11 protein-coding genes are annotated in these 21,487 nt (G+C 64.9%); 10 read left to right on the forward strand and 1 reads right to left on the reverse strand.

Features of this window, described 5'->3' with window-relative positions; all coding sequences use genetic code 11:
* The first annotated feature begins 213 nt into the window (after positions 1-213).
* The 6 genes from RS897_RS29015 to RS897_RS29040 are packed head-to-tail and all read left to right on the forward strand — an operon-like array spanning position 214 to position 15,038.
* Positions 214-5,604: a hypothetical protein gene (locus RS897_RS29015; protein WP_315832134.1), complete on the forward strand. Its 5,391-nt coding sequence runs from the start codon at positions 214-216 to the stop codon at positions 5,602-5,604.
* Between the two features lie 32 nt (positions 5,605-5,636).
* Complete coding sequence (locus tag RS897_RS29020; protein ID WP_315832135.1) at positions 5,637-7,526, forward strand: YncE family protein; 1,890 nt, start codon at positions 5,637-5,639, stop codon at positions 7,524-7,526.
* Between the two features lie 37 nt (positions 7,527-7,563).
* Positions 7,564-11,223: a LodA/GoxA family CTQ-dependent oxidase gene (locus tag RS897_RS29025; protein WP_315832136.1), complete on the forward strand. Its 3,660-nt coding sequence runs from the start codon at positions 7,564-7,566 to the stop codon at positions 11,221-11,223.
* Between the two features lie 37 nt (positions 11,224-11,260).
* On the forward strand, positions 11,261-12,379 hold the full coding sequence (locus RS897_RS29030) for a tryptophan 7-halogenase (RefSeq protein ID WP_315832137.1): 1,119 nt from the start codon (positions 11,261-11,263) through the stop codon (positions 12,377-12,379).
* Positions 12,380-12,397: 18 nt separating this feature from the next.
* The gene (locus RS897_RS29035; protein ID WP_315832138.1) at positions 12,398-13,594 is read left to right on the forward strand and encodes an SCO family protein; all 1,197 of its coding nucleotides are present in this window, start codon (positions 12,398-12,400) and stop codon (positions 13,592-13,594) included.
* A gap of 4 nt (positions 13,595-13,598) precedes the next feature.
* Positions 13,599-15,038, forward strand: a complete 1,440-nt coding sequence (locus tag RS897_RS29040) for a cytochrome c/ABC transporter substrate-binding protein (RefSeq protein ID WP_315832139.1) — start codon at positions 13,599-13,601, stop codon at positions 15,036-15,038.
* Between the two features lie 30 nt (positions 15,039-15,068).
* Here the strand turns inward: RS897_RS29040 and RS897_RS29045 are convergent, their stop codons facing one another.
* On the reverse strand, positions 15,069-15,977 hold the full coding sequence (locus RS897_RS29045) for a LysR substrate-binding domain-containing protein (protein ID WP_315832140.1): 909 nt from the start codon (positions 15,975-15,977) through the stop codon (positions 15,069-15,071).
* 78 nt (positions 15,978-16,055) lie between these two features.
* On the opposite strand from RS897_RS29045, the gene psrA reads away from it, so the two are divergent.
* The 4 genes from psrA (at position 16,056) to RS897_RS29065 (ending at position 21,383) form a co-directional block, all read left to right on the forward strand.
* Complete coding sequence (psrA, locus tag RS897_RS29050; RefSeq protein WP_315832141.1) at positions 16,056-17,186, forward strand: iron-containing alcohol dehydrogenase PsrA; 1,131 nt, start codon at positions 16,056-16,058, stop codon at positions 17,184-17,186.
* 59 nt (positions 17,187-17,245) lie between these two features.
* Positions 17,246-18,490 carry a phosphonoacetate hydrolase gene (phnA, locus tag RS897_RS29055; protein WP_315832142.1) on the forward strand — a complete coding sequence of 415 codons (1,245 nt, stop codon included), beginning with the start codon at positions 17,246-17,248 and terminating at the stop codon, positions 18,488-18,490.
* 29 nt (positions 18,491-18,519) lie between these two features.
* Positions 18,520-19,968, forward strand: a complete 1,449-nt coding sequence (gene phnY, locus RS897_RS29060; protein WP_315832143.1) for a phosphonoacetaldehyde dehydrogenase — start codon at positions 18,520-18,522, stop codon at positions 19,966-19,968.
* A 98-nt stretch (positions 19,969-20,066) separates the two neighbouring features.
* Positions 20,067-21,383: an MFS transporter gene (locus RS897_RS29065; protein WP_315832144.1), complete on the forward strand. Its 1,317-nt coding sequence runs from the start codon at positions 20,067-20,069 to the stop codon at positions 21,381-21,383.
* Positions 21,384-21,487 lie beyond the last annotated feature (104 nt).

The following is a 21,487-nucleotide window of genomic DNA, read 5'->3' on the forward strand; positions in this document are numbered from 1 at the left end:
CTCTAACCTGTAGTTGCACCTGGGGCGACAAACCGCAGCCGTTTGGCATGTGGCGTCCCCGGCAAGCGGGGAGCCATGTCTATGGCCGCGTTTTTGTCGGACCGATTTGTTCTGCTGGTTACAATCGCGCTGAGTGCAATTGCAGGGATAGGGGCAAGTCTAAGTTCAGCGTCGGCCGCAGACGCCGTCTGCAGCGATGGCCAGCGCCGCACCATGCAGGCGAGTGTCGTCGCGTTCGATCAGCCGATGATGATCAACCGGTTGGGCACCAACCGGCCGCAGGGCATGATCTACGCTTTGCTCGGCGATGTCGTTCCGATCGATGCCTCACAGAAGCTTGGACCGGGCAATGTCCAGCTTCGGTCCGACAAGCGTCCGCGCCCGCTGGTGCTGCGCGTCAATGTCGGCGATTGCCTGAAGATCGATTTCCGGAATTTTCTCAGCGCTGCTCCCGCAAGTCCGCAGCAGCCGGTCACCCGCACCGCGTCGATCCATGTCACGGGCCTCGAGCCCGCCACCAACATCGCTGATGACGGCTTCGATGCCGGCAGCAATCCCGACGGCCAGGTCGCCCAGAGCTCGTGGCGCACCTACACGCTGTATGCCCCCGCCGAGGGCACGTTCCTGATGTACAGCCCGGCCGGCGACTTCAACGGCTTCGGCACGTCCCAGCAGATGGCTGGCTTGTTCGGTGCGGTGCATGTCGAGCCCAAGGGTGCCGAGTGGTATCGCAGCCAGGTCTCCAACGCCGACCTGATGCAGGCGACGCGGGGATCGCGCAACGGCCAGCCCATCATCGATTATGACGCGCGCTTCCGCGACGGCCCGCGTCGCGGCCAGCCGGTGCTGCGGATGACCGATGGCGACACGATCGTCGCGTCCGACCTCACTGCCGTCATCACCGGGCCGAACCATGGCCGTTTCCCCAAGGGCAGCCGTCCCACCGTCAATCCGACATTGCTGCCGGATCGCGAAGCGCCGTTCCGCGAGATCACCTCGATCTATTCGGAGTCGCTCGATCTGGTTCAGGCGTTTCCGGATTACTACACCACGCCCGGCACCAATCTTGTGGTCAGCGGCGGCGGCGACGGCTTCGCCATCAATTACGGCGCCTCGGGCATCGTCAACGAGATCCTGGCCAACCGGCTCAAGATCGGCCCGTCCGCCGATTGTCCGGAATGCAAGTTCGAGGAGTTTTTCCTGAGCTCATGGCCGAACGGCGATCCCGGGGTCGTGGTGGATGTGCCGGCCAACCTGAACTGCGTCGACAACTGGCTGTCCAATATCGGCGTGTCCGCCGTCACGCCCAACTCCAACCCGCCGACCACCACGTCGCAGAGCTGGGGCACCACCCGTTGCAAGAATGCGGACATGCCGGGCCTGAAGCCGACCAAGGCGTTCTATCCGGACGATCCGTCGAACGTCTATCACAGCTATCTCGGCGACCACGTGATCTTCCGTGTGCTGCACGCCGGCGTGTCGGTCCATCACGTCCACCACCATCATGCGCATCAGTGGTTGTTCTCGCCGGAGCAGCCGGGCAGCAATTATCTCGACAGCCAAGCGATCGGGCCCGGTTCGACTTTCTCGATGGAGCTGGTCTATTACGGCGCCGGCAACCAGAACCTGACCGCCGGCGATTCCATTTTCCACTGCCATTTCTATCCACACTTCGCCTCGGGCATGTGGGCGCTGTTTCGGGTGCACGACACGCTTGAACTTGGCACCGAGCTCGATGCCAATGGGCGGCCGAAGCCGGGCAGCCGCGCGCTGCCAGATCCGGAGATCATGACGGGCACGCCGACGCCGGCGGTGTTGCCGCTGCCGATGTACGCGATGGCGCCGGTGCCGGCGCCGGTCGAGATCGCCAACGGCCAGGTGCATTTTGCCAAGAAGCCGGACCGCAATCCCGGTTATCCGTTCTTTGTGCCGGGCCTCGCCGGCCATCGTCCGCCGCATCCGCCGCTGGCGTTTGCGCAGGACAAGGGCGACGTGCTCGACGGCGGCCTGCCGCGCCATCTGGTGATGGCTGGCCGGGTCGCGACCAATGTGCACAGCCAGACTGATTACACCAAGAACCTCGATCTGATCGATGCGCTGCGGCTGCCCGAGCAGGGCACCGTGGTCGAGCAACTGGCCATGAAGGCGCATGAGCAGCGTTTCCAGCGCAGCATCACGCCGGAAGGGCAGCCCGCCGAATTCCGCCTGACCGGCGCGCCGCGCGCCTCCGGCGCACCGTTCGCCAATCCGACGCCGCAGGATACCAAGGTGCAGAAGCGCCTGTACAAAGGCGCCGACGTGCAGATCGACACGGTGTTCAACAAGGCCGGCTGGCACTATCCGCAGCAGCGCATGATGGCGCTGTGGGATGACGTCAAGCCGCTGGTCAATGGCACCAAGCCGCCGGAGCCGCTGTTCGTCCGCGCCAACAATGGCGAACTGGTCGAATACTGGCAGACCAACCTGGTGCCGTCCTATTACGAGCTCGACGATTATCAGGTGCGCACGCCGACCGACATCATCGGCCAGCACATCCATCTCGTGAAGTTCGATGTACTGGCGGCCGACGGCGCCGCCAATGGATTCAATTACGAGGACGGCACCTTCAGTCCGCAGGAGGTGCGCGACCGCATCAAGGCGATCAATGAGTTCGGCGGCATGTGCGAGCCGTTGCCCGGCCTGATCGATGTGCCGAAAACCTGTCCCCCCGGAGCGAACCGCGTGCCGAAGACCGCGAAGGCAATCCCCGCCCTCGGCGACGGCCCGACCAAGGACAGCCAGGACTGGAAGGGTGCGCAAGCGACCGTGCGGCTCTGGTACGTCGATCCCCTGAAGGATCTTCAGCGCGAGCGTTCCTACATGACCGTGTTCACGCACGATCATTTCTCTCCATCGACCCATCAGGAAGCCGGGCTTTACGGCGGCCTGCTGATCGAGCCCAGGGGCTCGACCTGGACAACACCGGGTGGTGCGCTGCTGGGGCAGGGGCGTGATGACGGCGGTCCCACCAGTTATGCCGCCAGCATCCTGCCTCCATCAGGCAGCCCGGAGACCAGTTACCGCGAGTTCGCGCTGGCGTGGGCCGATACCCAGCTGGTTTACAACAACATCAGCAAGACCCGGCCCGATTGTTATCCGACCGGTCCGACCGCGCCGGGCTGTGTCCCGGTCGCGCCCGGCACATACACCGGCTGGTCCGACACCGCGAACGCGGTCAATCCGGCCGCGTCGCCGGTCACCGGCGCGGCGCAGCCGCTGGTGATCGCCGATTTCGGCTCCGGCACGTTCTCGATGAACTATCGCAACGAACCGCTGCCGCTGCGTCTGAACAACGCGACCGATCCGCGCGCCGGCGATGCGGCGTGGTCCTACGCCTCGATCCCCGGCCGCAATGCGGCCTTCGCCAAGCAGCCCGATGCCGGCGGCAAGATCAATCCGGCCTGCACCGACAACTCCTGCTTTACCTATCCCAGGCTGCCGATCAGCAGCGGCATGAAGGGCGAGGATCCGTACACGCCGCTGTTCAACGTCTATCCGCAGGACCCGGTGCAGATCCGGCTGCTGGCGGGCGGCTTCACCACCATGCACGATGTCATCACCCACGGCCTGCCGTGGAAGTTCGAGCCGTACAACCCGAACTCGGGTTGGCGCGAGAGCCAGCTGACATTGCTGAGCGAGCATTTCGAACTGCATGTCAAGCCACCGCGCGCGGGCGATTATCTCTACAGCACCGGCGCGTCCTATGAGGGCATGACCAACGGGATGTGGGGGCTATTGCGCGCCCATGCCACGGCGCAACCGGATCTCAAGCCGCTGCCGTCGAATCCGGCGCCGACCAGCCTGCCGTTCACGCCACCCGCGGTCTCCGCGCAGTGCGACCGCGGCGTTCCCTGCAAGCGTCAGTTCGCCGTCACGGCGCTGACCATCGGCCAGGCGCTCGGGCAGGGGACTGCCCTTACTTACAATGGCCGTGGCCTGACCCTGAAGGCGGGTCTTGCTGCGAACGAAGTGCTGAACGATCCCATGGCGATCATCTATGTGCGCAATGAGGATCTCTGCCAGCCGACGTCGGCCGCATGCGTACCCGGCGGATTGTTGAAGCGCGGTATCAAGGTCGAGCCGCTGGTGTTGCGGGTGGCCGCCGGTGACGTGGTGGAAGTCACCTTGACCAATGGCGTCGACACCAATGCTCAGACCTTCACGACGGCGATTCCCGGCGCCCGGGTCGGGATTCCGTATTCCAACCCGTATCAGGCCATCAACCTGCTGCCGTCGACCAATGTCGGTCTGCATCCGCAGTTGCTGGCGTTCGACGTGAAGAGCGACAACGGCATCAATGTCGGTGAGAACACGGTCAGCACCGTGGCACCGACATACAACCGAACCTACACCTGGTACGCCGGCACAATCGAAGCCGGCCCGGGCGGCGTGCCGAAGGCGACGCCGGTGGAGTTCGGCGCGCTCAATCTGATGCCGGCGGATCCGCTCAATCATCCCTATCGTGGCCTGTTCGGCGGGCTCGTGGTCCAGCCGGCCGGTTCGACCTGGGTCGAGGATCCCGACAGCCATATGTCGGCCACGGTGTTTCTCGACGACGGCTCGTCGTTCCGCGATTTCGTGGTGATCGGCCAGGACGACGTCGACATTCTGCTCAACGGCAGCTCGAACTATGCCGCCGGCAATGCCTTGTCGGCGATCAATTACCGGACCGAGCCCGCGATCTATCGTTACGGTGAGTTGCTTGAGACATATCCCAATGCGCTGACCGCGGCGGTCAAGGATTGGTCGAACCTGACCGCCGCCAATCTCGGAACGCTTGGCAGCGTCAATTGGGCCGATGTGGACACCAGCAAGTATATCGCCAACGTGCTGGTCGGCGGTGAGCCGCAGACGCCGATCTTCCGTGCGCCCGCCGGCATGCCCGTGCGTTTCCGCCTGCTGCACGCCGGCGGCAACGGCGACAATCAGCAGGTGTTCGAGCTGAGCGGTCATGTCTGGCAAGCCGAGCCTTATCTCAACAACTCCACCGTGATCGGCGACAACAAGGCCTCGCCGATGCTCGGCGTCACCAGCGGCTATGGCGTGAGTTCGCATTTCGACGTGGTGATCCCGTCAGCCGGCGGCACCGCCAAGGTGGCGGGGGATTATATTTATCGCACCTGGACCGCGGATCAGTTCCAGGTCGGTTTCTGGGGCTTGTTCCGCGTGGCGCCTCTCGTCGGGCCGATTGCCGGCGGTTTCCCCGACACGGTCGCGGTGACCGGCGCCGGTCCCGCTGACGGCGGCAAGTTCGCGGTGTCGGGTCATGTCACTGTGGCCGCCGCGCGATCGGCGATAGGACGGGTCCAGGCCTCACAGCTTCAGCTCAAGATTGATGGCGCGGCAATGACCACATCAGTCAATGCGGATGGTCGCTGGGAGGTGGTGCTGGACAAGGAGCCGGTGCGTGTTGAGGTGAGCTCGCCGAACGGCGGTGTCACCCAATGGGAGCGCCGTGCGCCACAACTGGCGGCGGACTTCGTCGCAGCGGCGGCGCCAGTGCCGCCGCCATTGCGGCCGCGCCCGAGGGTTCCGAACCGGCGTCATGTTGGGCAACTGCAGTGATCCCCCGAGGGGAGCGGCTGAGGTCCGCATCCATGGCCGCTGCGTTTGCGCTGCTGCAGTTGGCTGCGTGGGGTGACGCCACACCCGCGCGGGCCGAGCAGACCGAGAAGCAAGCCGAATCTGCAGGCGTATGCATCAGCTTCACGCTGTCAGCGCTGACGTCGGCGACAGCGCCATCGGCTGGTCGTGATGCCGCGTTCGCTTTCAAGCTCGCCATGGGCAACGACGCGCCGCTGCGCGGCGCCAAGCCCGCGGCCTGGCTGGTGCCGCATGCACCCGGCGACACGCTCGACGAGCGTCGCTGCCGGCGCATCGCGGCGGCCTTCGTGCGCGGCGCCAGCATGACGGTGCCGGCCATCGACCTCAACGCCTTCTACATTCTGTCGCTCGGCGGCGACGCCAGTGTCTCGGTGATCGATCCCCGGATCGGCTTTGGCGGATCGCGGCTGCTGGATCTCGCCACCTTCGACGCCAACGCCACCGACTGGGCGCTGACACCGGACCAGGGCCTGCTGGCGGTGGCGCAGCCGTCCGTCGATCAGATTGCGCTGATCGACACCCGGGACTGGAGCATCAGGAGCAAAGTCAACGTGCCCGGTGCCACGCGACTGGCGCTCACGCCCGATGGGCGAACGTTGCTGGCGTCCTATCGGGCAGCTTCGGGCGGCAACGAAGCGGAGAACGGGCTCGCCCTTGTCGATCTCGGCACGCCGACTACGTCGCCGTCGCGCATCGCCACCGGTGCCGGTCCGCACGACATCGTTGTCGATAACGAGGGCCGGGTTGCCTTCGTGACCAATGCAGGGGCCGACACCGTGAGTGTCATTGACCTCGCAGCCAAGCGGATAGCACGCACCGTACCCGCCGGCCATCGGCCGACCGTGCTCGCCTATTCGGCGCTGGCCCGGCGAGCCTACGTGGCCGCGGAGGACGGCAAGTTGACGACTGTCAGCGCATCGCCATCGGCGCCGACAGCCACAATCGACGGGCCGCGCGGAATAACCGCGCTGCGATTTGCGCCGGGCGAGCGTTTCCTGCTCGCGGCCAGCCCGCAAGCGGGCGAGGTGGTGGTGCTCGATACCGCGACTGATCGCATCGTGCAGCGTTTTCCGGTCGCCGGCCAGCCCGACGCCATCGGCTTCTCCGATCACGTCGTGTACATCCGCCGGCGCGCCAGCGAGTTCGTCGATGCGTTTCCGCTGGACCAGATCGGCATCGAGGGGCGCACGCCAAGCGCAATGAGCGTCGGCATGGGGCAGCTGGCACTGGGCGCCATGAGCGCGTCGGCGCGCGCCGATGTGATGGCTCCGGTGCCGGGCGGCGACGGCGTGATGATCGCAAGCCCAGGCGAGCGCACCATCTATTTTTATCGCGAAGGCATGGCCGCGCCCTCCGGCAGCTTCACCACCTACGGCCGCGAGCCGCGCGCGGTGCAGATCCTCGATCGCCGCCTGCGTGAGGCCGAGCCCGGCGTTTATCGCACGGTTGGCCGATTGCCTCGCGCGGGCACCTACGACGTCGTGCTTTATATCGACGCGCCGCGGCTCGTGCAGTGTTTCGAGGTGCGTATCGATGAGGATTCCAAAGGCGGTGACGGCACGGCGGCAACACCGCGGGTTGCTGACCTTGCGTTGAACGGCACGCCGCGTGCCGGTGCGCCGCTCGCCCTGCAATTCCGCCTTGTCGATCCGCAGACCGGCGCGCCCATGAACGGCGTGAGCGACGCGCGCATCCTTTCCTTTGCCATCCCTGGGCAGAGCGCCGTGCGCAGCATTGCGAGGCCGCTCGGTGACGGCGCGTATGCGGCCGAAATCACCATGCCCGTGCCGGGCAATTATTACGTCTTCGTCGAGGCGCCTTCGGTCGCGCTGGCGCCGGCGGCAGGCCGGCTTGTTGCGGTCGCGCCTGCCGCCTCGCCGTAGAGAGAATTTGAACACTGGACGTTGGAAGGGGAGTGTTATGCCAGAGATCGATACCGGCAAGATTGCATACTGCCAGATTTACCCCGGGGTCGGCATCGCGCGGATCGGCAACAGTCCCACCGAGTTCTTCATCGGGCCGGAGACGCCGGACCAGGTGGTCGCGCCGGTTGGCGGCTTCAAGGACAAGGGCGGGCGGATCAAGCGGCAGGCCGCGCGCTTCCGTCTCTACGCCTTCGACAAGGACAACGCCTGTCTCGGTGAAGTCACCACGGGCGAGGGCGTCGACATCACCTGGACGGTGCATCTCGCCAATGCCAAGCCGAGCTTCAACACCTTTCTCGGCCGTTTCTGGCAAAGCCAGTATCCCAATTTCTACAAATACAATCCCAATGAGACACCGCTGCGCAACCAGGAGATCATGGATCCCGAGCAGCGGCGCAAGCTCCTTGTCATCGATCCCGGTCCACGCTCTATCAAGCCCGGCGAGGGGCCCGTGGAGTTCGACACCGGCACCATTGGCCCGCTGCCGTACTCAGACATTCCGGTGCCGGCGAATGGGCCCGATCCTCTCGCGGGCACGCGTGACGGCTGGTGGAATTGCCCGACCAGGGATCGGCTGCCCAAGCCGGTCAAGATGTCCGTGAAGGAGACTGTGGCGCTCGGGACCCTGCGGGTCGACGACTCTGGCCGGCTTCTGGTGCTCGGCGGTTACGGACGCAGCGACTCGCTGATTCCGAACAATCCGGTCGGCCGGCTGATGGACAGCAACTATTACGCCAACAACGATTACTGGTTCGACGATACGTCCGACGGTCCGGTGTCCGCCGAAGTACGGATCGGCGGCAAGCCGATCACGGTGAAGGACAGCGCGTGGGTGCTGGTGACGCCGCCCAAGTTCGCGGTCGATGCCCAGATGCCGACCACGCTCTACGACACGGCGATGGAAACCTGGGAGAAAAAACAAAACGGCGGCAAGCTGCCCGAGCGGAAGGTGTCGTTCAGCCGCGACATCTATCCCATCCTGCGCCGCCTGGACGGTATCACCTGGCTCAATCGCACCGCCTACCAGCATCACGGCGCCAACACCAACAACGACTTCGCCAATGTGCACAGCGCGCTGTTCCAGCTGCTGCACAGCAAGCAGAAGAAGCAGGAGGTCGAGGCGGCCCAGGCACGCCAGCACATCTTCGGACGATTGCGCCCGCCCGGGCTGGTGCCGGCGACGCCGAACGCGGCCGATACACCCGAAAGCCTGCCGTACGCCAGCTATCGGTTCATGCCGCAGATGTCCGGTGACGGTGGCGAGCCGACCACGCTGGAGGATCCGGCCAGCTCCATCAACGACAAGGTCTATGATTGCACCACCGGCCAGGAATGGCCGGTGACCACGCCGACATCGCCGCCACCGGGCGGCTGCTATATCACCTGGCTGACGCTGTCGGATCGCCAGTATGCCGACATGGGCCAGTGGGCGGCGGGCGCGTTCGACGACGACTGGACCGGGCCGCCGCAGCCGGTGCCGCTTGAAAGCCTGCCGGTCGCGGCGCAGCCGGATGCGCTCAATCGCGCCGCGTTTGATCCCTGCATCGGAGCGCCGTTCTATCCCGGCATCGAGATCACCTACATATCGACCGATCCGGCATTGTGGTCCGGTCCATGCCGCATCGACGCCGCGACCACGACGCCCGGTGGCATCACCTGCCACATGGCGCTGCCATGGCAGGCCGATTTCAGCGAATGCAATACCAACTGGTGGCCGACCGCGCGGCCGGACGATGTCGTCTCGGAAGCCGAACTCGACAGGGTGATGAACGCCTACAGCGAAGCCAGCGAAGGCACGCTCTCGCGCGCGCTGTCGGTGCGTGTGCCATGGGCGCGCGGCATTCCCTCCGTGTCGCCGGCGCTCGACAATGCGATGGTGAAGGCGTGGTCGCATTTCGGCTTCGTCGTGAAGAAGCAGGTCGCCAGCGGCGAGACCGTTTATGTCGAAACCGAGCGCTCGCCGTATTTCGGCAGCACTGAACGCGACTTCTTCTATTATCTGATGAACATCGACGCCTATCCGGACTTCGTGCCGCGTGCGCACCAGCTGGTGCACCAGTATCTGGCGGAGGGGCGGCGCAACGGGCAGGAGGCAGATCTGGATGAAGTGTGGACCTATTTCCCCTTCAGCCAGGAGGCGTTCGATGCGCGGCTGGAGCTGATCTACGCCAATTTCGTCCGCGACAATCAGACCACCGCCAATCCCGAGATGCTCTCGAGCCGCCAGTTCTCCCCGCCGAACTATCTCAGCACCAGCAACCGCGCCCAGCAGGCGTATCAGTTGCTGCAGATGGGGCCGTTCAATCAGCTTGATGGCGCCTGGCTGCGCCGGGCGGTTCCGGACGGGCCCGTGGACGAGGTCGGTGAGCTTTTGGCGCACATCCGCCAGGACGAGCTCGGCGACGGCGTGGCGTCGCAGAACCACTCGAACGTCTACACCGATCTGCTCAAGAGCCTGAACTTCTACCTGCCGGATCTCTACACCCGCGCATACGCCGACGATCCGCGCCTGCTCGACGCGGCCTTCACCCAGCCGTGCTTCATCCTTGCGATCTCGCAGTTCGACGACGAGTTCCTGCCAGAGATCCTCGGCATGACGCTCTATCTGGAGTGGTCGTCGATCGGCCTCGTCACCACCGTGAACACGCTGAACGCGTTCGACATCAACCCGCTGTACTATTCGCTGCATGTCGGCATCGACAACGCCGCCGCCGGCCACGGCGCGCTGGCCAAGCGCGCCATCGAGATTTATCTCGATCGCGTCAGAGCGAGCGAAGGCCCCGAAGTGATGCAGCAGATCTGGGAGCGGATCTGGACCGGCTATGTCACGTTCGGCACCCTGGGGAATCTGGGCGACGCGATCCAGCAGCAGTTCACCAGCCAGAGCCTTGCCAGCCAGGTGCAGGCGCTGATCGTCAGGAAGGCGCCCTACGCCAGCCAGACTCACGGCCAGAAGACCCTGGGCAATGCCGCGATCAATGACTGGTTCCTGGATCCGCCGGGCTTCATGAACGAGTTGCAGAAGTCGGGCCTGATCATTCCGGGCAAGCCGGAGATCAGCCCGTTCTTCCAGCTGCTCAGCTTCACCGGGCCGATGTACCACGTGTTCATGCCGGATGAGGAGCAGTTGCTGCGCGACTGGTGTTTCTCGCTCGCCGCGACCGCGGAGCCCCCGAACAAGACCATCCTTCAGGGCATGAATTACGTCATCGACACCTTGCGCCAGCGCCAGGTCGGGCAGGCCGGACACAATGTCCGCATCACCGGGCCGGATCCGGACAAGAAGGGCGCCAGGCGCACGGAGTCGGTGCACTGGTGGTTCGACAGGGGCAATCTGCCTTTGATGAGCGCCCTGGCCAATCCGGACAATGGCTGGGTCGTGCCGTTCGATTCCATCGCCAGCCCGATCATGACCAGCCTGCTCGCCGGCAACGGCGCCATGGCGGATGATTTCCGCTCCATCGTGCCCGACACCGGAGGCCTGACCTGCGCCAACGTGTTCGCGCAATGGATCGATGCCGGCTGCCCGCTGCAGGAAAAGGTGGAGGAGGAGGCGGTGATGCTGCAACGGCCGCGCGAGACAGCGCCGGTCACGCCGTATCGGATCTATCGGCGCAAGGATGGCAAGGTCTGGGGCATGGGTACGCCTCACTAAATGGGCACGCCTTACTAAGTGAGTGAAAGATATGGAAGTGAACACAACTCTGCCCGGTTACGTTGAAGTGGCTGTTATCGGTGGCGGCCCGGCCGGTGCCGTTGCCGCCCGAATGCTGGCGCAGCTCGGCGTCACCGTCGCATTGCTCGAAGCCGGACAGCATCATCCGCTGGTCGGCGAAACGCTGCCGCCTGCCGTGCGGCCGGTGCTGGATCGCCTGGGCTTGCGGGCTACGGTAGAGGCCGAGGGCTATCTTCCCTCGGTCGGCAGCTGGTCCGCCTGGGGTGATGCGGAGCCCTGGGGCCGCGACTTCATCTACAGTTATTTCGGTCATGGCTGGCATCTCGATCGCCGCCGCTTCGACGCGTTGCTGCGCGAAGCCGCGCGCGCGGCCGGAGCGCGGCTTGTGACAGGCGCATCAGTGATGGCATCCGCGCCTCTCGCGGGTGGTGGCTTCAGCCTGGCTCTTGCCGACGGCAGGGAGATCACCGCACGGATCGTGCTCGATGCCAGCGGACGCGGTGCCAGCTTCGCGCGGCAGCGCGGTGTCCGGCGCCAGACGCTCGACCGGATGGTGGCGCTGGTCGGCCATGTGGTGCGCCGCGCGGGTGCCGACGAGGAGCCGGCCGCCTCACTGGTCGAGGCGACGGCGGAAGGCTGGTGGTACTCGGCGCCGCTGCCGCAGGATCGCCTTGTCGTCGTGTTCATGACCGACAGCGATATCGCCCGCGAAATAGGGACCTCGACCGAAGGCTGGCTCGATCGGCTGTCCGCCGCGCCGCACACCGGCGCGCGCGCGCTGCGTTACGGCGCGGGCCTTGCCGGTCCGCCGGTCATCGTGCCGGCGGCGAGCGGCCGGCTGGAACGGTTCGGTGACGTGGATTGGCTGGCGATCGGCGATGCCGCCGCCACCCGCGATCCCTTGTCGTCGGAAGGCATTCTGATTGCGATGGAAAGCGGTCTCGACGCTGCTGAGGCCGCCGCGCGGGCGCTTCGCGGCGTTCGCGATGCGCTGCCGGCTGCGGCAGAGCGGCGCGAGGCCGGCTGGCGTGAGTATCTCGCGCTGCATGACCAGTATTACGACATGGAGCAACGCTGGCCGGACGCGCGATTCTGGCAACGGCGGCGCAGTCGCACGTTGCAGGCCGCCGAATAGACATCAGAGGAGCGTCGCATGAGACATTCAATCGCCGCCGGACTCGCCCTGCTGTTATTTGCCGCGGTGCCGGGTAAGGCTCATGAGATGAAGGCGTATGACATGCACATGCATCATCAGGCCAGTCCGCAGCCGACGCGGCCGCCGGCGGCCGCGGTGCCCGATATGCCGGTGGTCGATCAGGATGGCAAGCGCCTCAATTTCTACAGCGATCTGGTGCGCGGACGCACCGTCGCGATCGACTTCGTCTACACATCCTGCACCACCATCTGCCCGATGCTGACGGCTCACTTCCGCATGGTGCAGCAGGAGCTCGAGGCGCGCGTCGGCAAGGATATCGCGCTGATTTCGGTCTCGATCGATCCAGTGACTGACACCCCGGCGAAGCTCAAGGCGTTCGCCGCACCGTTCGAGCCGGGCCCGGGCTGGACCTTCGTCACCGGCGCACGCCCCGACATCGCAAGATTGCTCGACAAGCTGGGACAGCCGTTCGGCAACCCGGCGGACCATGCCCCGGTGGTGCTGGTCCGCAATGACAAGGTCGGTGGCTGGACCAATGTCGATGGCAACGATCCCGTCGCCATTCGCGAGGCGCTGATCGGCGCCGCCGGACCCGGCACGAAGATCGATACGCCCAAAGCTGACGCGACCAGACCTGATACGATCAAGCCCGATACAATCAAGCCCGGCACGACGAAAACCAGCACCACGAAGGTCGATCCGACCGATGCCGCCTTGGCCTATATGCGCAACCCGCTGCTGCGAACGCAGGACGACAAGCCGGTGCATTTTTTCGATGATCTGTTGCGCGGCAAGGTCGTGCTGATCAATTTCATCCTGACCACCTGCAAGGACACCTGTCCGATGGTCACGGCCAATCTGTCCAAGGTCCAGGAGCTGCTGGGGGACAAGGTCGGCCGTTCCATCAACATGATCTCGCTGTCGGTCGATCCGCAGCGCGACCAGCCGGCTGAGCTGAAGAAGTTCGCCGATAATTTCGACGTCAGGCCCGGCTGGTACTTTCTGACGGGTGAGCGGCCGGAGATCGATCCCTTGCTGCGCCGTCTCGCGGCCTATACCACCGATCCGCTCGACCACAGCACTGTCCTGGTGATCGGAAATATCGAAACTGGAAACTGGACCAAGATTTTCGGGATGGCGGAGCCCGCGTCCATCGCGCGCGCCGTGCTCGCGCTGCAGTCGTCGACCCAATGACGTGATGCGCCGCGCGCTGGCGATCACCGTCGTTGCGCTCGCGATCACGACAGGACTGGCGTCAGCTGCGGACAATCAGCCGACCTCCGGCCAGCGCATCTTCCGGTTCGGCGGCGACGCGGGCGAGGTGCGCGCAACATTCGCTGCGTCCAACGCGATGCTGCCGCCGGTCGTGCGGCGTTGCGCGGGCTGTCATGGCGCCGACGGCGCGGGCACGCGCGAAGGCGGGGTGCCGACCCCGCCGATCTCCTGGGCTGCACTGGCTGTGCCGCGCGCCCCGTCGCCGGCGCGGCCGGGCCGCCCTGGTTACGATGAAGCCACACTCAAGCGCGCCTTGACCGAAGGGATCGATGCTGCCGGACGTCCGCTTGCCGCCGGCATGCCGCGCTTCCAGCTGTCGCCGACGCAAGTCACCGCGCTGCTGGACTATCTTCGCATCGTCGGAACCGACGCCGATCTCGATCCCGGCGTTTCGGTCGACGAGATTCGTGTCGGCGCCGTGCTGCCGCTGTCCGGCTCGCAAGCGGCGTGGGGGCAGGCGATGCACAGGGGGCTTGAGGCCGCGCTTGCCGCTGCGGGGCCGATCTATGGCCGCCGGCTGCGGATCGTGGCTGTCGATGCCGGTAACGATGTGTCGGCGACGTTCCAGCGCCTCGCAGCCAGCGATCAGGTGTTCGCCATGGTCGCGACCCTGCTGCCGGGGCGCGAAGCAGCGGGCGAGATCGAGGACGTGCCGGTGGTTGGGCCGCTGGCGCCGACACCGGCGCAGCTCCCGGCCAATCAATTTCATCTGCTTGCACCGGTCGAGGACCAGATGCGGGTGCTGGTGGATGAACTCGCCAGCGAGACTCCGCGTTCATTGCGGCTGGCCGTCATCGGTCCTGAGGGAGCCGTCGCCGACGCCGTTGCCGATCAGGCGCGCCGTAATGGCGCGACGATCGTGCGCCGCACGACAAGCGACGATCTCGCCGCGGTGCTTCCGCCCGCGATCGCGCCGGCTCCCGATGCCGTTGTTGTCCTGCCGGGTGTCGATCTCAACCACCTTGTCGCCGAACTTGCCGGTCGTTCCGGCGATTGGCGGCTCGCTGGACTGGCGGAAGCCGTGACTCTCAGGGGCGCGATGGACGAGCGGTTGCGGCTTGTCCTGCCGCTGTTGCCTCATGATCCGCGACAGCGGGAGACATCGGCCGCGGCAATGGAAATCCCGCCGCTCGCGGCCGCATCGGCCGCCGTTCTTGTCGAGGGGGTGAAGCGAATGGGCGCCCGTGCCAGTCGCGCCGGCCTGATCGCGGCGATCGAGACGGTGCGCGATTTTCCAACCGCTGTCCTGCCGCCGGTCAGCTTCGGGCGCGGGCAGCACGCCGGCACGCGCGCCAGCGTGATGATCCGGCCCGACAACAGTCGTGGCATCGTTGTGCTCGGAGATTGGCGCGCGCCGCGTTGAAGCGGTTGTGATCCGCAGCGCGAGGCGACATCAGCCGCGCCTTGGCTTTGCCGGTTTGCCGGCAGCACCGGCCTTCATTCGGCCGACGGTCTCAATGAAGGCCTTGATCATCGGGGAGTGCGCGCGCTCCCTGTGATAGGCGATGCTGTATTGCGTCGTGATCACGCGATCCTGGATGTCGAGCGCGCGCAGGTTTTGGTGCGGGACAAACTCGAAATCCGCCACCACGCTGATGCCAAGCCCGCGTTCGACGGCCTTCCAGACACCCTCGCGGCTTTCGATCTCGAACACCGGATTGATTTGCAGGCCTTCGCGCCGGATCGCCGCCTCGAACGCCCGTCGTGTGGTCGAGCCGCGTTCGCGCAGCACAAAGGGCTGATCGGCGAGTTCGCGCAGCTTGACCGATTTTCGATTGAACCAGGGATGGTCGCCGTTCACGAACACGATCACCCGATGGCTTCGATAGGGCATCATGATGACGCGCTTGTCCTCCGGTACGTCGGCGAGAATGGCGACCTCTGCTTCGAAGTCGATGATATGGCGAAGCGTGCGCTCGGAGTTTCCCAATAGCGTCGAAATCTGCACGCCGGGATGCTCGCGCTTGAAGGCGGCCAGGATTTCGGTGGCGTGAAAGGGCCCGACGGTCGCCAGGCGCAGATACCCCGCGGTGGACTGGCCGTGTGACGCCAGCAGCTCATGGGCCTCGTCGCAGAACTTCATGATGCCGCGGGTCATCTCGAACAGCGCCGCGCCGGTTTCCGTCAGCTCGACCCGCCGCGATCTGCGGATCAGCAACTCGACGCCGTAGGTCTCCTCGAGCTCCTTGACCTGGATGGTCAGCGTCGGCTGGCCGACGTTCAGAACGCGTGACGCGGCGGTGAAACCGCCGTGCGCGGCCACCGCATGGAAGGCCCGTAGCTGGCTGAATACTATTGGCATAATCAATAGCTATTGTCAAAAATATAAATTTGTCAATAGATGGAAATGGCCGCACGTTGCGCGAAACGGAGGAGCGCAATGGTGTGGAAATACACAAACCCGGTTCGAATCGAATTCGGCGTCGACAGTTTCGCGGGGCTGCCCGCTCTGATCGGTAAACGTCGCTATGCGCTCGTGACCTACGGCGAACCGTTCTTCGACGAACTGTCCGCGCGCCTGGAAAAGACGGCGGGTGCGCCCGTGCTGACCGTCCGCAACGTCGCCCCCAATCCCGATTACCGGTTGCTGGCGGAACAGACCAGCAGCTTCGGAGCGCTGAAGTCCCAGCCAGACGTGATCGTGGCTCTCGGCGGCGGCTCGGTGATCGACTCGGCCAAGGTGTTTGCGGCCGCCGGCGGCGACTTCGGACGGGTCGCGACATTCCTCGAAACCCAGAAGGGCGGGGAACGGCTGTCGGCGATCCCGATCATCGCCGTTCCGACCACCGCGGGCACCGGTAGCGAAGTCACCTGTTGGGGTACGGTGTGGGATCAGGCCACCGGCAAGAAATATTCGCTGGCCCGGCCGGATCTCTATCCCACTCACACCGTGGTGGATCCGCGTCTGATGCTGGGCAAGCCGCGGCTCTTGACCATCAGCACCGGCCTCGACGCGCTGTCCCACGCGCTGGAGAGCCTGTGGAACGTCAACAACAATCCGGTCTCGGCCAATCACGCGGTGTTCGCCGCGCGCAACATTCTCGACGTGCTGCCGAAGCTTGTCGGTGACCTCGGCAACATCGAGCTGCGCAGCCGGATGGCGATGGCGGCGCTGTTCGCCGGGCTGGCCTTCTCCAACACCAAGACCGCGATCGCCCATTCGCTGTCCTATCCGATCACGCTGCGGCACGGCGTGCAGCACGGCATTGCCTGCTCGTTCTCGCTGCCCATGGTGTTGCGCAGCGTCCAGGGCGCCGGTGGTCTCTGTGAAGACAGCCTGAAACAGATTTTCGGCGCCGATCTCGCGCGTGCGGCCGATGGGCTGGAGGATGTCCTGGGCATGCTCGGCATCTCCTGCAATCCCGCGGCCTACCGCATTGGTCGTGAGGAATGGGAGCTGCTGATCGAGGACTCGCTGCAGGGTGAGCGGGGAAGGAATTTCCTCGGCTCGCGGGAGAAGCTGATCGCGGCCTCGCAGACCCGGCGCCTGCCGATGGCTCAAACAGCGTAACGACGATCGTCTCCGACAGAACAGGCGCGCCATCCGCGCCATGGACAAGGAAAGCAATCATGAAACCGAACGGACACCCCATCGTCGTCAATGGTCGCAACTACAAGGCTCCGGAGCGGCCGACCGTGGTCATCTGCCTTGACGGGTCGGAGCCGGGCTATATCGAGAGAGCTATCGACGCCGGCGTGGCACCGACCTTTGCCCGCTTCATGAAAGACGGCGCCCATGTTCACGCCACCAGCGTGATCCCGAGCTTCACCAACCCGAACAACCTGTCGATCATCACCGGCCGGCCACCGTCGGTGCACGGCATTGCCGGAAATTACTTCTACGACACCGCCAACGATGCCGAAGTCATGATGAACGACCCGAAGTTCCTGCGGGCGCCGACCATTCTGGCGGGTGTGCACGATGCGGGCTTCAAGGTGGCCGCCGTCACCGCCAAGGACAAGCTGCGCACGCTGCTGTCGCATGGACTCGACTATGCGAGCGGCCGCGCCATCGCGTTTTCATCCGAGAAGGCGAACCAGGCGACGAAGGCCGATAACGGCATCGACAACGTGCTCGATTTTGTCGGGCTGCCGCTGCCGGAGGTCTATTCCGCCGGCCTGTCGGAATTCGTGTTCGCGGCCGGCGTCAAGCTTGTCCGGCATCATCGCCCCGACCTGATGTACCTGTCGACCACGGATTACATCCAGCACAAGGTCGGCCTCGGCACCAGGATTGCCAACGACTTCTACGCCATGATCGACGGCTATCTGGCGCAGCTCGACGAGCTCGGTTGCAACATCGTGGCGACTGCCGACCACGGCATGAATGATAAATACCTGCCGGATGGCAAGCCGGATGTGCTGTATCTGCAGGACGTCATGGACGGCTGGGCCGGGAAGGGCGAAACGCGGGTGATCCTGCCGATCACCGATCCCTACGTCGCCCACCACGGCGCGCTTGGATCGTTCGCGACCATCTACACGCGGCCGGGCCGCAGTGTGGACAGGCTGCTGGGCCAGCTTCGTGGCATGACCGGGATCGATCTGGCGCTGACGCGCGACGATGCCTGCGCCCGTTTCGAACTGCCGGCCGACCGGATCGGCGACATCGTGGTGATCTCATCCAAGCATAAGGTGCTGGGCACCAGCCGGGATCGGCACGATCTGTCGGGGCTGACCGAGCCGCTGCGGTCTCATGGCGGGCTGACCGAGGAACGCGTTCCGGTCATCGCCAACCGAAAGATCGCTCTTCCGCCGGGCCATGCGCTGCGCAACTTCGATGCCTTCGACGTTGCCCTCAACCGCGTTCAGTAATCCGGCACAGCCGAGAGCAGGATCGTTCGATGAACATTCAGACCCAGGCCATCCGCCGCGAGCAGATGCGGATCGCAGGCTCCCTCGTGGACACCGACGAACGCGTGGAGGTCTTCAATCCCTACACCAACAAGGTGATCGGGACGGTTCCGGCCGCGCGGCCGGAGCATGTGCGCAAGGCCTTTGCAACGGCCGCGGCGTTCAAGCCCAAATTGAGCCGCTATGAGCGGCAGAAAATCCTGCTGCGGACCGCGGATATCCTGGCAGACCGCAAGGATTTTTTTGCCCGGCTGATCACCGCCGAGTCCGGTCTGTGCTGGAAGGATTCGCTCTACGAGGCCGGGCGCGCCTACGACGTCTATTCGTTCGCCGGCCAACTGGCGATCCGGGACGATGGCGAGACCTTTTCCTGCGACATCAGCCCGCAGGGCAAGGCCCGCAAGATCTTCACCACGCGGACGCCGCTGCTCGGGGCCATCTCCGCCATCACGCCCTTCAATCATCCGCTCAACATGGTGAGCCACAAGATCGCCCCGGCGATCGCCACCAACAACCGGGTGGTGCTGAAGCCGACGGAACTGACGCCGCTGACCGCGCTGGCGCTCGCCGACGTGCTTTACGAAGCGGGGCTGCCGCCGGAAATGCTGTCGGTTGTGACGGGCAATCCGCAGTCCATGGGCGATGCGATGATCACCGATCCCGACGCGGATCTCGTCACTTTCACCGGTTCGGTCCGCGTCGGCAAGCATATTGCGGCTCACGCCGGCTACAAGCGCGTGGTCCTGGAACTCGGCGGCAACGACCCCCTGATCGTGATGGAGGATGCCGATCTCGAGAAAGCCGCCGAACTCGCCGTGGTCGGCGCCACCAAGAATTCCGGCCAGCGCTGCACCGCGGTCAAGCGCATCCTCTGCGTGGAATCGGTCGCGGACCAGTTCAGCGAACTCGTCCTCAAGAAGGCGAGGACACTGAGATGCGGGGACCCGATGGATCCCACGGTCGACGTCGGCACGGTGATCCATGAGGGAGCCGCAAAGGAATTCGAGCGCCGTGTCAATGATGCCGTGCAGAACGGTGCGCGACTGCTTCATGGCAATGACCGGCAGGGCGCGCTTTATCCGCCGACGGTGGTGGATCATGTGCCCTACACCTGTGAACTGGTGATGCAGGAAACGTTCGGCCCGGTGATTCCGATCATCCGGGTGCCTGACGAGATCGACAGTGTGATCCGGATTTCCAACGCGACTGCCTTCGGCCTGTCGTCGGGCGTCTGCACCAACCGGCTCGATCATGTGACCCGCTTCGTCAACGAACTCGATGTCGGTACCGTGAACGTGTGGGAGGTGCCGGGCTATCGCATCGAGATGTCTCCGTTCGGCGGCATCAAGGACTCCGGCCTCGGATACAAGGAGGGCGTCCAGGAGGCCATGAAGAGCTTCACCAACGTGAAGACCTATTCGCTTCCCTGGCCCGCCTGAGCGGGACGCCACGGTTCGCAGAGAAATGGATCCGAACGCACGGGACATGACGCGTGCGGCGGAACGGTGAGGAAACAAATCAATCAGGGAGGGTTAAAATGTCGGTGATATCCGATCCTGCGAGTGTCGGCGCATTGCGTGTATCAAATCCCGAGCTGGCGACGTCGTTCCGCCGCGCGCAATGGCGGATGCTGCTCGCGGCGATGTTCTGTTATCTGTTTTTCTACACCGGACGGCAGACCTTCGGGTTCGCCATTCCCGGAATCCAGGCAGAGTTCGGCGTCAGCAAGGCGACGCTGGGCTGGGCCAGCGCGGCGCTGTTGTGGTGCTATGCGATCGGCCAGGCGGTCAACGGCAACCTCGGCGACAAGTTCGGCGGCCGCCGCGTGATGAGTGCCGGCGCAATCCTGTCCTTCATCATGAACTGGGCGACAAGCCTGTCGACCGGCATTGTCAGCCTGTCGGTGTTCTGGGGCATCAACGGTTATTTCCAGTCCATGGGCTGGGCGCCGGGCAGCCGTCTGCTATCCAACTGGTGGGGGCGGCACGAGCGCGGCACGGTCTATGGGCTCTATACCTTCGCGGCGGGGCTCGCGTCGGTGCTTTCGTTCGTGACGTCGCTGGTCGTGGTCGGCTATTTCCAGCTCGACTGGCGCTGGATCTTCCGGATTCCGGTTGCGCTGCTGCTGGTGGGCGGCATTGCGTTCTATCTCGTCGCCCGGGAGAAACCCGAGGATATGGGATTCGCCTCGCCGCACGATGACGCGGAGGAAGTTGATGCCGCCGCGAGCCGGGCCATCGATACCGAGAGTTCGTTCGCCCGCTACAAGGCCGTGCTGTTCAACTGGCGGCTGCTGGTGGCCGGGCTTGCCATCGGCTTCCAGAATGCCGCCCGCTACGGCTTGCTGGTGTGGGTGCCCGTGCATTTCCTGGGGGCCAACTGGGCCAAGGCCGGTGCGACGGCGGCCATCGACCCACGCTGGATCAGCATCGCGCTGCCGGTCGGCATGGCGGTTGGCGCATTCAGCAATGGCTGGGTGTCGGACAAGCTTTTCAACTCGCGCCGCTACGTGGCCATCGTGCTCTACATGGTGCTCGCGGCGATCGCTTCGATCTACATGTACACCATTCCCACCAGCAGCGTTTATCTCGGGATGGTGGTGTTGTTCCTGTGTGGGTTCTTCGTTTATGGCCCGCAATCCTCGTTCTGGGCGCTATGCCCCGATCTGGTCGGCCACAAGCGGGCAGGGACTGCGACAGGCGTGATGAACTTCTGTGCCTACCTGTTCGCCGGCCTCGGTGAGCCGCTGATCGGGCATTTCATGGATACCCGCAACGACACCTCGCTGGTGTTTCTCGTGGTCGCAACCTGCGCGGCGGCGAGCGCTGTGGTGGCATCCTTCATCCGGCGATAGTTCTCCGGAAAATGCCGCTTCTCAGGTCTCTCGGCCGCCGACTGGCGGCCGAGACTCTTTGCAATGCAACGGACGAGCGGCTGCGGCTGGTGCTCCCGCTGCTG

The sequence above is a fragment of the Bradyrhizobium prioriisuperbiae genome (assembly GCF_032397745.1).
Classification (GTDB): Bacteria; Pseudomonadota; Alphaproteobacteria; order Rhizobiales; family Xanthobacteraceae; genus Bradyrhizobium_A; species Bradyrhizobium_A prioriisuperbiae.

Excerpts from the sequence above, each read along its gene's own strand:
- psrA (WP_315832141.1), top strand. The coding sequence starts at position 16,056 with ATGGTGTGGAAATACACAAACCCGGTTCGAATCGAATTCGGCGTCGAC.
- RS897_RS29065 (WP_315832144.1), top strand. The coding sequence starts at position 20,067 with ATGTCGGTGATATCCGATCCTGCGAGTGTCGGCGCATTGCGTGTATCA.
- RS897_RS29035 (WP_315832138.1), top strand. The coding sequence starts at position 12,398 with ATGAGACATTCAATCGCCGCCGGACTCGCCCTGCTGTTATTTGCCGCG.
- RS897_RS29025 (WP_315832136.1), top strand. The coding sequence starts at position 7,564 with ATGCCAGAGATCGATACCGGCAAGATTGCATACTGCCAGATTTACCCC.
- phnA (WP_315832142.1), top strand. The coding sequence starts at position 17,246 with ATGAAACCGAACGGACACCCCATCGTCGTCAATGGTCGCAACTACAAG.
- phnY (WP_315832143.1), top strand. The coding sequence starts at position 18,520 with ATGAACATTCAGACCCAGGCCATCCGCCGCGAGCAGATGCGGATCGCA.
- RS897_RS29015 (WP_315832134.1), top strand. The coding sequence starts at position 214 with ATGCAGGCGAGTGTCGTCGCGTTCGATCAGCCGATGATGATCAACCGG.
- RS897_RS29040 (WP_315832139.1), top strand. The coding sequence starts at position 13,599 with ATGCGCCGCGCGCTGGCGATCACCGTCGTTGCGCTCGCGATCACGACA.
- RS897_RS29045 (WP_315832140.1), bottom strand. The coding sequence starts at position 15,977 with ATGCCAATAGTATTCAGCCAGCTACGGGCCTTCCATGCGGTGGCCGCG.
- RS897_RS29020 (WP_315832135.1), top strand. The coding sequence starts at position 5,637 with ATGGCCGCTGCGTTTGCGCTGCTGCAGTTGGCTGCGTGGGGTGACGCC.